14 protein-coding genes are annotated in these 13202 nt (G+C 64.8%); 6 read left to right on the top strand and 8 right to left on the bottom strand.

The genetic code is table 11. The annotated features are described in order from the left end of the window. The first annotated feature begins 92 nt into the window (after window positions 1–92). A complete protein-coding gene (locus tag DPM12_RS03495) occupies window positions 93–1058 on the top strand; it encodes a type IV toxin-antitoxin system AbiEi family antitoxin domain-containing protein (protein WP_112256881.1) in 966 nt (321 codons plus the stop codon). An 80-nt stretch (window positions 1059–1138) separates the two neighbouring features. On the opposite strand, the gene DPM12_RS03490 is transcribed toward DPM12_RS03495, so the two are convergent. From DPM12_RS03490 to DPM12_RS03465, 6 genes are all read right to left on the bottom strand, one after another. Further along, a complete protein-coding gene (locus tag DPM12_RS03490; RefSeq protein WP_112256880.1) occupies window positions 1139–1918 on the bottom strand; it encodes an ABC transporter permease subunit in 780 nt (259 codons plus the stop codon). Then, window positions 1915–2886 carry an ABC transporter ATP-binding protein gene (locus tag DPM12_RS03485; RefSeq protein WP_112256879.1) on the bottom strand — a complete coding sequence of 324 codons (972 nt, stop codon included), beginning with the start codon at window positions 2884–2886 and terminating at the stop codon, window positions 1915–1917. The genes DPM12_RS03490 and DPM12_RS03485 overlap by 4 nt, the downstream gene beginning before the upstream one ends. A gap of 155 nt (window positions 2887–3041) precedes the next feature. Then, the gene (locus DPM12_RS03480; RefSeq protein ID WP_112256878.1) at window positions 3042–3914 is read right to left on the bottom strand and encodes a fructosamine kinase family protein; all 873 of its coding nucleotides are present in this window, start codon (window positions 3912–3914) and stop codon (window positions 3042–3044) included. Further along, window positions 3911–4426 (bottom strand): low molecular weight protein-tyrosine-phosphatase, encoded by a 516-nt coding sequence (locus DPM12_RS03475; RefSeq protein ID WP_112256877.1) that lies wholly within the window; start codon window positions 4424–4426, stop codon window positions 3911–3913. The genes DPM12_RS03480 and DPM12_RS03475 overlap by 4 nt, the downstream gene beginning before the upstream one ends. Window positions 4427–4450: 24 nt before the next feature. Then, window positions 4451–4870 carry a hypothetical protein gene (locus DPM12_RS03470; RefSeq protein WP_112256876.1) on the bottom strand — a complete coding sequence of 140 codons (420 nt, stop codon included), beginning with the start codon at window positions 4868–4870 and terminating at the stop codon, window positions 4451–4453. A gap of 140 nt (window positions 4871–5010) precedes the next feature. Continuing rightward, window positions 5011–5388, bottom strand: coding sequence for a phage holin family protein (locus tag DPM12_RS03465; RefSeq protein ID WP_112257124.1), 378 nt, complete (start codon window positions 5386–5388; stop codon window positions 5011–5013). Window positions 5389–5416: 28 nt separating this feature from the next. Between DPM12_RS03465 and hisC the strand changes: the two genes are divergently transcribed. The 5 genes from hisC to DPM12_RS03440 all read left to right on the top strand — a co-directional run bounded on the left by hisC (window position 5417) and on the right by DPM12_RS03440 (window position 11365). Further along, window positions 5417–6541, top strand: coding sequence for a histidinol-phosphate transaminase (gene hisC, locus DPM12_RS03460; RefSeq protein ID WP_112256875.1), 1125 nt, complete (start codon window positions 5417–5419; stop codon window positions 6539–6541). Between the two features lie 377 nt (window positions 6542–6918). Further along, a complete protein-coding gene (locus DPM12_RS03455; RefSeq protein WP_158542714.1) occupies window positions 6919–8310 on the top strand; it encodes a helix-turn-helix domain-containing protein in 1392 nt (463 codons plus the stop codon). Between the two features lie 443 nt (window positions 8311–8753). Then, window positions 8754–9695: a metal ABC transporter substrate-binding protein gene (locus DPM12_RS03450; protein ID WP_112256873.1), complete on the top strand. Its 942-nt coding sequence runs from the start codon at window positions 8754–8756 to the stop codon at window positions 9693–9695. After that, the gene (locus DPM12_RS03445; RefSeq protein ID WP_112256872.1) at window positions 9692–10489 is read left to right on the top strand and encodes a metal ABC transporter ATP-binding protein; all 798 of its coding nucleotides are present in this window, start codon (window positions 9692–9694) and stop codon (window positions 10487–10489) included. Before DPM12_RS03450 ends, DPM12_RS03445 begins: the two co-directional genes overlap by 4 nt. A gap of 66 nt (window positions 10490–10555) precedes the next feature. Beyond that, entirely contained in the window at window positions 10556–11365 is an 810-nt protein-coding gene (locus tag DPM12_RS03440; RefSeq protein ID WP_112257123.1) for a metal ABC transporter permease, read from the top strand. A gap of 76 nt (window positions 11366–11441) precedes the next feature. Here the strand turns inward: DPM12_RS03440 and codB are convergent, their stop codons facing one another. After that, entirely contained in the window at window positions 11442–12752 is a 1311-nt protein-coding gene (codB, locus tag DPM12_RS03435) for a cytosine permease (RefSeq protein ID WP_112256871.1), read from the bottom strand. Then, entirely contained in the window at window positions 12733–13200 is a 468-nt protein-coding gene (locus tag DPM12_RS03430; RefSeq protein WP_112256870.1) for a nucleoside deaminase, read from the bottom strand. Before DPM12_RS03430 ends, codB begins: the two co-directional genes overlap by 20 nt. Window positions 13201–13202: the final 2 nt, after the last annotated feature.

Below are 13202 nucleotides of genomic sequence, written 5' to 3'. Positions count from 1 at the left end.
TCTACAGGCTCGGCGCCGCGTCGTCGTGAGTTATCCACATTCGTTCGAAGCGGCCTTCCCTTTCACTACGCACTCGCACGACGATCGCATGCATGGAATCTCGGCTAGAGCCCCTTGCCGCAGCGCAACACTCGATCCTCTTCCGTTCACAGCTTCTGGCTGCCGGATACTCCGACGACGAGATCTCTCGACGGATACGACGCAACGACTGGACGGCCATCCGGCGCGGTGCGTACGTCGAGACGCACGTGTGGGATTCGCTGGACGCCGTCCAGCGACATCGAGTGCTGACGATTGCAGTGGTGAAGCAGCTGAAAGTGCCGGCCGTACCGAGTCACGTGTCGGCTGCGGTCATGCTGGGGATGGCCGTGTGGGACCTGGACCTGACCGTCGTACATGTCACGCGTCAAGATCGGCATGCGTCGCGTTTCGAGGCGGGCGTGATGCATCACGCGGCACGTCTCCCGCCGAGTGACCTGTGCGTCGTCGACGGCATCACGGTCACCGGCCCGTTGCGGACGGCTGTCGATATCGCGCGCACGGCGCCGTTCGAACAGAGTGTCGTGGTAGCCGACGGCGCGCTTGCACGGTCGGGCAAGGACCGAGATGGGCTGTTCGCGACGTTCGAGCGGATGCGGACCTGGAGTGGGGCACGCGGAGCTGGTCGCGTCGTGGAGTTCGCTGACGGCAACGCCGAGTCGGTAGGTGAGTCGCGGGCTCGAGTCCAGTTCGAAAGGATCGGGCTGCCCCGACCGCGCCTGCAGTACGTGATCCAGGCGCCGAACGGAGAGACGTTCCGGCCGGACTTCTACTTCGAAGCCGAGCATACGTTGGGTGAGTTCGATGGCCGCTCGAAGTATTTCGCGTATCTCGGCCCGGGAGAGGATCCGGCGGAGGTCGTGTGGAGGGAGAAGCGACGCGAGGACATGCTGCGCGACATGGGATACGGCGTCGCTCGGCTCGTCTGGAAGGACCTCAACGACGACGCGACGGTACGTGAGCGATTCCGCGCGGCGTTCGAACGGACACGTCGTTCGGCCCGACGAGGGTTGCGGTAACAGGATTTCTCGGGCGGTGACACGCCTGCAGACGTGTCACCGCCCGAGAAAACGTACCAAACATGATCATTCGGAAAGGGTTAGGCGTCGCGTTTCTTGAACAGGTACCAGGCGACGGCGAGGAGGATCACGGTGAACGCCGCGAACACCCCGCCGGAGGCCCAACGGTCCAGGTAGTCGAACTCCGGGCCACCTTGCGGATCGTATGGGGTCACGGCGAGCAGCCGCTGACCGGCTCCAAATGGCAGGAACTTCAGGATGGGCTGCAACCAGTCGAGGGCTGGCACCATCGACAGACCAGCGATGAGCCCCTCGACCAACAGTGGCGTGATCAGCAGGATGACGAGCGCTGCGGGAATGCCGCGGAACAACTGGGCGAGTGCGATTCCCAGCAGGCTATAGATCATGACCATGACGATGTAGCCGGGGACCGCCTCGTTCAGCGGGCTAGCGGTCAGGTCGGGTGCCTCGCCCCAGAAGAGCGTCCCGACCCCGAAGTTGATCGCGACCGAGACGATGGCGACCACGGCCGACGTGAACAAGACAATCACGATCTTGGACAGCAGCACCGTGGAGCGCTGGGGAATGGCCAGCAAGGTCGGCTGGATGGTTCCGTGCCGGTACTCGTGGCCGACCGCGAAGATGCCGATGATGGCCATGAAGATCGGAATGAAGGTCGCGAATTCGCCGCCACCCGTGAGCACGGTCATGATCAACGTGTCGTCGAGCGGTTCGTCACTGGAGGCGATCGCCACGATGCCCGCGATCCCCGCCGTGATGAGCAGGCCGAGGCCGATGAGCCAGTACGTGGACCGCAGCGTGCGGATCCGGGTCGACTCGAAGCGCAGTGCGTCGATCATGCGGCACCTCCCGCGGTCTCGTTGTGGGCGCCTTGCCCGTCGACGAGGGACGCGGCCTCTTCGCGGACGTCATGGGCGACGTACTCCTCGGATGCGCCGGTGGCGCTGATGAACGCGTCTTCCAGCGAGGCGCTCTGGGTGGCGAGCTCGTGCAGGATGATGCCGTCGCGATGGGCGATCTCGCCGATGACCGACGCGTCGGCGCCACTGACCAGCAGTCCGCCCTCCGGGTTCGGTTCGACCTCGGCGCCCATCTGCTGCAACGTCTCGGTCAGTTGCGTAGCCGAGGGCGACTTGACGAGCACGGTGGTCTGCGTGAACTTCTTGACGAACTCGTCGACATCGCCATTGAAGATCATCTGACCTCGGCCGATCACCACCAACTCATCGGCCATCAACGACATCTCCGAGAGCAGGTGGCTGGACACGAGAACGCAGCGGCCCTCGGCCGCCAGAGCCTTCAACATGTCGCGTAGCCAGTGGATGCCGTGTGGGTCGAGACCGTTCGCGGGCTCGTCGAGGATGAGCGTGTTGGGGTCGCCCAGCAACGCCTGGGCGAGACCGAGGCGTTGCGCCATACCGAGCGAGAAGCCTTTGGGCTTCTTGTTCCGTACCTCTGTCAGGCCGACGAACTCCAGGACCTCGTCAGCCCGCTTCTTCGGGAGCCGGCTTCCTGCCGCGAGCATGCGCAAGTGATTGCGTGCGGTCCTCGTCGGGTGGAAGGATTTCGCTTCGAGTACGGCTCCGATCTCGGTCATCGGGTGGCGGATCTCGGCGAACCGGCGTCCGTCGAACCGTGTCTCTCCTTCACCGTTATCCAGATCGAGCATCAGCCGCATCGTCGTCGACTTGCCGGCACCGTTGGGGCCGAGAAAGCCGGTGACGACGCCGGGACGGACGTTGAACGAGAGATCGTCGACAGCGACTTTCGACCCGTAGCGTTTTCGCAGTCCTTCTGCGGTGATCATATGGTCTCCTGCGTTTGGCGATGATAGCGCCGGTTGATGTTCCTCGCAGAACTTATCGTGCCGACAAGCTCCATGTGGTCGTTCTAGGAAATGAACTTTCGCCTCCGGCGCAGGGTGGACCCGGCCCCTGGGAGACCATCAGGGGTATCGGGGTTTCACCCTAAGGTCGACAGAACCTGGCGCGCGAGGTGGCCCGCGCGGGCTCCGTATGACCCGCCGAACAGCACCGCATGCACCAGGATGGGATGCAGCTGGTGCAGGGGCACACGTTGTTGCCAGCCGTCGGCCAGCGGCCAGGCGTCGTGGTAGTTGGCGAGCACGTGATCCAGATAGGGCAGGCCGAACAAGGAAAGCATCGCGAGGTCGGTTTCGCGATGTCCGCCGTGCGTCGCCGGGTCGATGAGCCAGTTCCGGCCGTCGTCGCCCCACATGACGTTTCCGGCCCACAGGTCACCGTGCAGGAGCGACGGGGGTTCGGCCGGACCGGTGAGATCCGGAAGCACATCCATGACTCGCTCGACGTCGGACATGTCGCGGTTGTTGATGGCGCCGAGGTCACGTGCCCGGCGCAGGTACGGCGCGAGCCGGCCTTCGGCCCACATCGTGGGCCAATCCGGCCATGGTCCACCTGGAAGGGGGAGAGTGCCGACCCAGCCGTCGCCGGCCGACGAGCCGAAGACCTCGTAGCCCCGGCGGTGCGTGGTGGCGAGATCCCGGCCGAATCGTTCGGCGGCCTTGCGCGAGGGGGCGGTCTGAGTGATCCACTCCAGCGCGAGCCAATGTCGGCTGGCGGCGAGTACCTCGGGTACCGCGACACCATCTGGCACGTCGCGCAGCCGGCGGAGGCCATGGGACTCGATGTCGAAGAAGCCGTCGGGTGGGTCGGCCAGCGTCTTGACGAACAGCTGGCGGCCGTCGCTCGTCTCGACTCGATAGGCGTCGCAGATATCGCCGCCACCGATCGGTGTGGTACTGGACACGGAGATGCCCAGGAGCTCGGCGAGCTGTCCAGAATTGATCACGCTCATGAACGGCTCGGCGTACGCACCTGTCCGTCACGCGTGTCACGGATCGCGTCCAGGAAGTCATCGGCGGCTTGCTCGACCAGCTGGAGGACGAGTTCGAATCCGCCGTCACCGCCGTAGTACGGATCCGGGACGTCCACCTCCGCGTCTCCGCCGTCTCGTCCCTCGGAGCCGACGTCGCGCAGCATCCGGATCTTCGCTCGCGCCTCTTCGTTCGGTGCTAGCCGGTGCAGGTTCGTGACGTTGGCACTGTCGAGGGCGAGCACGAGGTCCACGTCGTCGAACCACGACTTCTGGAACTGCCGAGCACGATGGTGGCCTGGCTCGTAACCGTGCGCCCGAAGCGTGTCGACGGCTCGTGGGTCAGCAGGCTCGCCGACGTGCCACGCGCCCGTCCCCGCCGATTCGATCTCCACCATGTCCTGCAGGCCGACATCGGCCAAGCGGCTGCGGAAGACGACCTCCGCCATGGGCGAGCGGCAGATGTTGCCCGCGCAGACGATACAAACTTTCATGCCGGATGCGCGCCGTATCGGGGTTCAGTCATCCTCGAGCTGGCGTGCGAGCTCGCCAACGGCAAGCGCGAGTTCGGTCGCGAGATCGAACGAGCGCTCGTGTTGCGGGTTGCTGCGCATCCACAGGCATACGGTCTGTACGACGGCTCCCGCCCAGGACGGATCGCGGCGCAAGGCAAATCGAACCGATACGGGACGTGGCGACGTGCCCGCGACGTCCCACCATTGACCGTCGGAGAAGGCCAACAGCGGATTACCTGTGACATCCTCATACACCACTTCATACTGCTGATGAAGCGGCGAAGAGCCCTGCGACGAGGAGCCCTGCGACGAGTCAGCAGAACGGTGCTGACGGGGCAGGTCGTTGATGAGGTGCCCTTCAGGCGGCCTTTCATCCAAGAGCGACGTTACCGGACCATGGCCGATCGTCATGTCGTTGTCCACCACATTCTCATAGGGGCTGAGAACTTGAGCACTACGACCCCCGTGGGACCCTTGAAGATCCGCCTATCGTCGTGCGTATTCGGACCTAAGATACGGCACCACTACAGGGTAGCGGAAGACCTCGGATCGGCCGTTCGGATCTATTTTGGCAGCAAAAGATTGAGAATCCAGCTGACCAGCGACACGACCAACGCACCCAGGACGGCATCCCAGAAGAAGCTGTCGACCTGGAACGGCACGTTCAGCACGTCGGCGATCCATCCCGTGAGGGACAGCATCAAGGCGTTGACGATGAACGTGAACAGCCCGAGCGTCAGGATGAACAGCGGGAACGTGAACAACTTGACGATCGGCTTGATGATCGCGTTGACGATCGCGAAGATCAGCGCGACCACGAGCAGGGTGATCACTTGACCGGTCGCCGTGTCGGTGTCGGTGACGTTGACCCCGCTGACCAGCTCGGTCGCAACCCACAGTGCCAGTCCGTTGACGATGATTCGTACGATTAGAGAGACCACGAAGGCTGAGCGTATATGGTGCATCGACATGACGCCATCGCATGATCGAGACGACCGCGATCCACACCCGCACACCAGCCGTGTTCGCCTGCGCGAGGCGCTGGCGAACCTACCTTCTTACAAGCCCGGACGTTCCGCAGCCGGTTCGTCGTCGGCCGACGCCGGTCCGGTCTTCAAGGTTTCCTCGAACGAGAATCCGTACCCACCGCTGCCTGGCGTCCTCGAGGTCGTAGAGGAGGCCTCGAGGTCGATGAACAGGTATCCCGACATGTTTGCGACCGGGCTCGTGGATGCGATCGCTCGACGGTTCGACGTGCCCGCCGCACATGTCGCCACGGGTACCGGCAGCGTGGGCGTGCTGCAGCAGGTCATCCAGGCGTGCGCGGCGGAGGGCGACGAGGTGATCTACCCGTGGCGTTCGTTCGAGGCATATCCGATCGTTGTGGGCATCTCGGGAGCACGCTCGGTGCGGGTTCCGCTGACTGTGGATGCGCGTCACGACCTCGAAGCGATGCGTGATGCGATCACCGAGCGGACCAGGTTGGTGTTGGTGTGCAGCCCGAACAACCCGACCGGTCCCGCCGTCCACCACGACGAGATGGTCGAGTTCCTGAAGGACGTGCCGGACGACGTCCTGGTGGTGGTCGACGAAGCCTACCGGGAGTTCGTCCGCGATGCGCGCGCCGTTGACGGGCTCGCGCTGTACCGGCGTTACCCCAACATCTGTGTGCTGCGGACGTTCTCGAAGGCTTACGGGCTTGCCGGCCTCCGGGTCGGGTTCGCGTTCGCGCACGACGACGTGGCGGACGCGTTGCGCAAGACGGCCGTTCCCTTTGGTGTCTCGGGTGTGGCCCAGGCCGCTGCGGTGGAGTCGTTGAATCGGGAAGCGGAGCTCATGCAGCGGGTGGAGAGCCTGGTGAAGGAACGATCTCGGGTGCAGGAGGCCCTGCGGGCACAGGGATGGCGAATCCCGCATACCGAGGCGAACTTCATCTGGTTGGAACTCGGCGAAGAAACGGATCATTTCGCCGAAAAATGTGGTGAGGCCGGACTTATCGTCCGACCCTTCGGCGGTGAGGGATGCCGGATCAGCGTTGCCGAGCCAGAGGCAAATGATCTTTTGATCCGGATTGCCGCAGAATGGCGTGGGTGAAGAATGTCACGACAACAACACGCCGCGTCGTGTGGTGACTGTGGGCAACTATGACCTATGACACAAAGATCGCGTGACACGAAGACGTGGACGACGTCACTGCGTTCGGGGGGCGAGACGCAGGACATCGTCCACGCATGTCACAGCCTACTGCGCCCGGTCGATTCGCGCCATGCAAATGCTGTCAGCAGCACATACCTGGCCACTGTGGCTGGATTTCATCGGCAGAAGCCGGAGCGGCGACCGTAGCTGCACCGGCCGACAGAACAATAGCGGTGAACGTGACAGCCAGAACGCGCCTCAGACGAGCCACTGCGATCGACCTCCGAAACTCAGTAGGACTAGCAAAAAATGACTACGTGTTGTGCAATAGTGTCATGACAGAGCAGCCACTAGCAACAGCTGACGAGGCGCCGGAACCGACGCCCGTCGGGCAGCGTATCCGGTCGCGCAGGTTGGAGCTGGGCCTTTCACAGGCAGATATCGCTGAGGGAATGCTGTCTCCCAGCTATGTCTCGCTTGTGGAGAGCGGCCGGCGCCAGCCGGCAGCGGCGGCATTGGCGCACATCGCGGAACGGCTGCGCATTGACGTCGAGTACCTGCGTGATGGTGTTGACGCCTCAGTGCGTACGCGGGCTCGCCTCGCCTTGGGCCGTGCGGAGAAGGCCTTGTACGACGGCCGTGCGGCCGACGCGTATGACGAGTTCACCACATTGGTTGGCGACCCCGGTCTCAACGATGAACAAGCTCGTCGCGCGCGTCTGGGCCAAGCGCAGGCATTGGAGCGCAAAGGCGACATCGAAGGTGCGATCGGGCTTCTCAACGAACTCGCGGAGGAAGCCCGGCAGCGGCCTGATGTCCAGCCATGGCTCGACATTGCTCTTGCGATGTCGCGGTGCTACCAGAACGCCGGCGATCTCGACATGGCGATCCAGGTCGGGGAGAAGGCGATGCGGGATGCCGCCGAGCTCGGCTTGGAGCGGACCGATGAGTACGTCCGGCTCGGCTGCACGGTGCTGAGTGCCTACCACGGCCGTGGCGACATCGTCCGGTCGCGGACGTTGGCTTCTGACCTGGTCCGAGCCGCTGACGAGATGGGCGCGCCACACACGAGGGGCGCTGCATACTGGAACGCTTCGGTGATCGCGGAGTCTCGTGGTGATCTCGCGCAGGCACTGAGTCTCGTCGATCGTGCGCTGGCCCTCTTCGGTGAGGGTGACGATCGCCGGAACCTTGCTCGCCTGCGGATGGCCTACGCGTGGCTTCTCCTCCAGGGAGAGGACCCACGGCCGACAGATGCGCTCGACCTTCTCGAGTCCGTCCGTGGTGAGGTCTCCATGCACGGCGGAGTGGACGACGTCCGGCATTACGAGAGCACCCGGGCCGACGCTCTTCTGGCCTTGGGCCGTCTCGACGAGGCGCACGAGGCCGCCGTGGAGGCGCTGCGGGATCTCGGTGATCAGCCACGCATGGAGTCCGCGCGGGCCCGGTTGGTGCTGGCCCGTGTCCTGCGCGCCGAGGGAGACGTCGATCAGAGCGCACGCGAGGGTGCGCTGGCCGCGTCCATGCTGGAGGCGATGGGAGCTTCCCGGCGCGCGGCCGCGGCGTGGCGCGAACTCGGTGATCTCTACCGGGATCTGGGGCGGACTGACGAAGCCCTGCAGGCGTTTGACCGGGCGTTGCACTCGATGCACATCACGCACTCGGTGGGTGCGGGTGTCGTTCTCGATGCGCCGGCGGCGCAGGAGCGCGAGTTGGCGATCAGCTGACCGGGCTTTCACCCCGCACCCGCTCGGTATGTCACGTGCGCTCCTTTTCGTGGATGCGGTCGTGGACGCAGCCGAGGGCGGCGCGTCCTGAGGTTCGTGTGTGCACGCGACGTTCGACCCCTCGACGGGGTTCCGGGACGTGGCGTGCGCACACGAACCTCCGCGGGCATGGCGTGTGTGCGGGTATGACGCGGGTGCATGGTGAGGTAGCTGCCGCCCGCGCGTGGGAGGCAGCTATCAGCCGCTCACCGTGTGTTCTCATGGGCGCGGTAACCTGGTTCCAGATCAGGCATCTCGGGCGATGAGGAAGGGCGTACGTGTCTCCGGCGAAGTTCGGTTGGCCGAACTATTTGATTCGGCTACGCGTAAATAGCTCATCGCCGCGTGCCAATCATCTCGGAATACGAGGCCGCCGCACGCCAGGTGTCGCCGTCCGGATTCTGATGTCGCGAATACGGCTCGTACTGCTGGGGCTCGTCGCCATCGCCGTCGCAGCGTGCGGCGACGGCGCGCTCGCACTCGGCTCCGATTCCGCTTCCGACGACGAACGGCCCACGGTGATGACGTCGTTCACGGTTCTGGCCGACATCGCCCGGAATGTCGGAGGGGACGCCATAAACGTCGAGTCCATCGTCAAGCCCGGTGCCGAGGTCCACGGATACGAGCCCACACCCAGCGACACTCGCCGTGTCGACGGCGCAGACCTGGTGCTCGAGAACGGCCTCGGCCTGGAACTGTGGTTCGAGGATTTCATGGCACAGGTGGACGCACCACGCGTCGTCGTCAGCAAGGGCGTCGACACCATCCCGATCGAGTCCGGCACGTATGAGGGCGAGGCCAATCCGCACGCGTGGATGTCGCCGCTCAACGTCGCCATCTATGCCGAGAACATCGCGGAGGCCTTTGCCGAACTCGATCCGGACAACGCCGAGCTTTTCGAGAGCAACGCCGACGCTTTCGCGGACGAGCTCCGTGAGGTGCACGAGGAGCTGGTCGAGGCCGTCGCGGAGCTGCCCGAGCAGCAACGAGTTCTCGTGACGTGTGAGGGGGCGTTCTCGTATCTGGCGCGTGATGCGGGACTGCAGGAGCGGTATCTCTGGCCGGTCAACAGTGACGAAGCGGGCACCCCGCGGCAGGTCACGGAAACGATCACGATCGTCCGTGAGAAGCGGGTCCCGGCGGTGTTCTGTGAGTCAACCGTGAGCGATCGGCTGCAGCGGCAGGTCGCCCGGGAGTCGGGCGCCGAGTTCGGTGGTCTGCTGTACGTCGACTCCCTGTCCGAGGCCGGTGGCCCGGTTCCCACGTACATCGATTTGATCCGGCACGACGCGGAGACGATCATCGAAGGGCTGGTCGACGCGCAGGTGGCAGGCGAACAGCGATGACCGGGACGACGATCGGGAACGCCAGCGACCCCGCCACCGGGGACGTCGCCGATCATGGACCCGTCGTTGATATCGCTGGCGTCACGGTTCGCTACGACGATGTGCTCGCGCTGCACGACGTGTCGCTCACGGTGGGATCGAGCCGCGTGTGTGGCCTGATCGGCATGAACGGCTCGGGGAAGTCCACGCTGTTCAAGACCATGATGGGGTTGATCCGTCCACAGGCCGGTACGGTGCGGCTCTTCGGGAGCGATCCCGCTCACGGACGACGACGCGGCGAGGTCGCGTACGTGCCGCAGGCAGAGAACGTCGACTGGTCGTTTCCCTTGCGGGTGCGTGACGTCGTGATGATGGGCCGTTACGGCACGATGTCCATGCTGCGGCGATCGCGTGGTGTCGACCGTGCCGCTGTCGACGACGCCCTCGAACAGGTAGATCTGACCGGGCTCGCATCCCGCCAGATCGGTGAGCTGTCCGGTGGGCAGCGCAAGCGCGTATTCGTCGCTCGCGCGATCGCGCAAGACGCCAGGTTGTTGCTGCTCGACGAGCCCTTCTCCGGCGTGGACGCGCGTTCCGTGGAGACGATCTGCCAGCTGTTGCGCAGCCGCGCCGCGGCTGGCTGCGCCGTGCTCATCGCCACTCACGATTTCGACGTGTTGCCGGAGATCGCCGACGAAGCTGTGCTCTTACACAAGCGTGTCTTGCTGCATTCCACGCCGCAGACGGTGCTGCGGCCGGAGAACCTCGCCCTGGCGTTCATGCCCGCCGAGACCGAACGGAGCGACGGAGCCTGAGGTGGTGGCGTGAGTCTTTTCGAGTTCGTCGTCGATGTCGTCGTCGGCCCGTGGCAGTTCGAGGTAATGCGCCGTGCGCTGCTTGTGACCGTGGTCGCCAGCCTGGTCTGTGCGGTCCTGTCCTGCTGGCTGGTACTTATCGGGTGGTCGCTCATGGGCGACGCGGTCTCGCATGCCGTCCTTCCCGGCGTCGTGCTCGCCTACATGGCAGGTCTCCCGTTCGCGATCGGCGCGTTCGTGTTCGGCTGCGTCGCCGTGTGGCTGATCGGAACGGTGCATTCGACGTCCCGGGTGAAAGAGGACACCTCGATCGGTGTCGTGTTCACGACGTTGTTCGCGCTGGGTCTCGTGCTCATCTCGGCCACGCCCAGCCAGGTCGATTTCAACCACATCCTGTTCGGCAACGTGCTTGGCGTCTCGGACACGGACCTGTGGCAGGTGGTGATCATTGGTGCCGTGACGGGCAGCGCGCTGTTGGTGAAGAATCGCGACCTGACCCTGTACGCGTTCGACCCGGACCACGCGCATGCGATCGGAATCAGTCCACGACGGCTGCAGGTGCTGCTGCTCGTCCTGCTGGCGCTGACCGTCGTCGTCGCCTTGCAAGCCGTCGGCGTCATCTTGGCGGTGGCCATGGTGATCATTCCGGGTGCCACGGCATACCTCCTGACCAACCGGATGGAACGGATGCTGGTGATCGCTCCGCTGCTGGCGGTGGCATGTTCGGTGGCCGGACTGTACGTGTCCTACTACGCGGACGTGTCTCCCGGCGGCGCCGTCGTGCTGGCGCAGGGTTCGCTCTTCTTCGTCCTGTATCTCGTGGCGCCGCGCCGGGGACTGGTGCGCCGCCTTCGAGTGGCGGCTGGCCGCCAATGAGCGAGGCGCACGTTCCATGCGCCTCGCTCTTCTCGGCGACACGTGGTGATCGTCGCGATCGTGGGTGCGCTGGACGTCACCGTGTGACGGGTTCGGAGCGGCGGACACGCGCGGCGAGGGCGGCGGCGAGGAGCGCGACGACGATCCCGTTGATGGGCGGGATCCCCCACGTCCATTCGTCGGAGATCCAGGCCACCGCTGCCCCCAGCCCGTATGCGGCCACGTTCTCCCAGCGCACTGCCGGGAACACATGCGTGGACGGGGCGGGAAGGCTGTGGCGCCAGCGGGACCACCAATCACCGATGATCACGCCCCCGATCGGCGGGATCAAGATGCCTAACCAGTTCAAGTAAGTGATCAAGTTGTCGTAGATCCCGGTGATGGCCAGCACGGTTCCGATCACGACGCCGATCACGACGAACGGCTTCTTCGAGCGTGAGTTGGCGATCTCGGCGCCGGCGACACCGAAGTTGTACGCGGCGTTGTCGTTGGTCGTCCAGAGGTTGCTGAGCAAGAAGACCAGGCCCCAGAAGACCAGGCCCAGCTGGAACAGCACCAGCACGAAGTCCGGTTCCCCGAAGGCGATGGCGCCGATGGCGCCGCAGAACAGCATGAGGAACTGCCCGACGACGAAGGCGATCAGCGCGGCCCCGAAGCCCTGACCTGGCGAGCGGGCGAAGCGTGTCCAGTTCGGTGCCTGTGTACCTCCGGACGCGAAGGTGCCGACGATGATCGTCACGGCGAGTGCCAGACCCATCGTCGTCGTCGGCTCCTGATCGAGCATGCCCGACATGCCGCCGACCTCGTCGAACGAGCGCATCGTGATCCATGCGACCAGGATGAGAAGCAGCGGGACGGAGACGAGAGACAGGCCGTACATGCCGCGGTAGCCGTAGTAGGCGGTCACGCCCATGAGAAAGCCGCCGATCACCATGAGCAGCCGCTCGACGCCGTCGCCCTCCCACTCGAACGCGTTCGCGGTGAGCTGGGCCAACGTGGCGACCGTGACGCCATACCAGCCGACCTGGGTGCCTCCGAGAAGCAGTGAGCTCAGTTTCGAGCCCCTGTTGCCGAACGCGTAGCGGCACATCATGACCGTGGTTAGCCCCGTGCGGGCGCCGATCCCGCTGATCACCGCTACGTACGTACCGAGAACGACGCTGCCCAGCGCCAGTACACCCATGAGCGGCCAGAATTCGAATGCCGCACCGACCTGTGCGCCGGCCAGCATCGTGGGCGTGAAGAATGTGAAGCCCAGCAGCACGATCGAGAGCGAGAAGAGAGACTTGCGGGCGTGCCCGGGAACGGGCTCGATGGGATAGTCGGGGTCGACGTGGGAGTCAGCGTGCGTTCTGGCTTCGGATCCGTCAGGGCTGTTCGCCGTCATCGCCAATGTCCTCCATCCACAATGTGGGGTTGGCCGCGATGAATTGCTCCATCAGCTCGACGCACTCGGCGTCGTCGAGCATGACGATCTCCACGCCGTTTTCGGCCAGCCAATCGTGGCCACCGGTGAACGTGGTGGCCTCTCCGATGACGACGCGGGAGATGCCGAACTGGCGGACCAGGCCGCTGCAGTACCAGCACGGTGACAGGGTCGTCACCATCGTCGTTCCGTCGTACGAGCGTCGCCGCCCCGCGTTGCGGAAGGCGACGGTTTCGGCGTGCAACGTGGGATCGCCCTCCTGGACGCGACGGTTGTGACCGTGGCCGAGAACGTGACCGTCGGGACCGATGAGCGCAGCACCGATAGGTATCCCACCCTCGGCCAGGCCGGTACGAGCTTCGTCCAGGGCCACGCGCAGCCACGCCTGCATGGTCGCGTCGTCGAGCATCC

The organism is Phytoactinopolyspora halophila, assembly GCF_003287285.1.
Taxonomy (GTDB): Bacteria; Actinomycetota; Actinomycetes; order Jiangellales; family Jiangellaceae; genus Phytoactinopolyspora_A; species Phytoactinopolyspora_A halophila.
The sequence above is the reverse complement of the archived record's forward strand: the minus strand, read 5'-3'. Positions and strand labels throughout refer to the sequence as shown.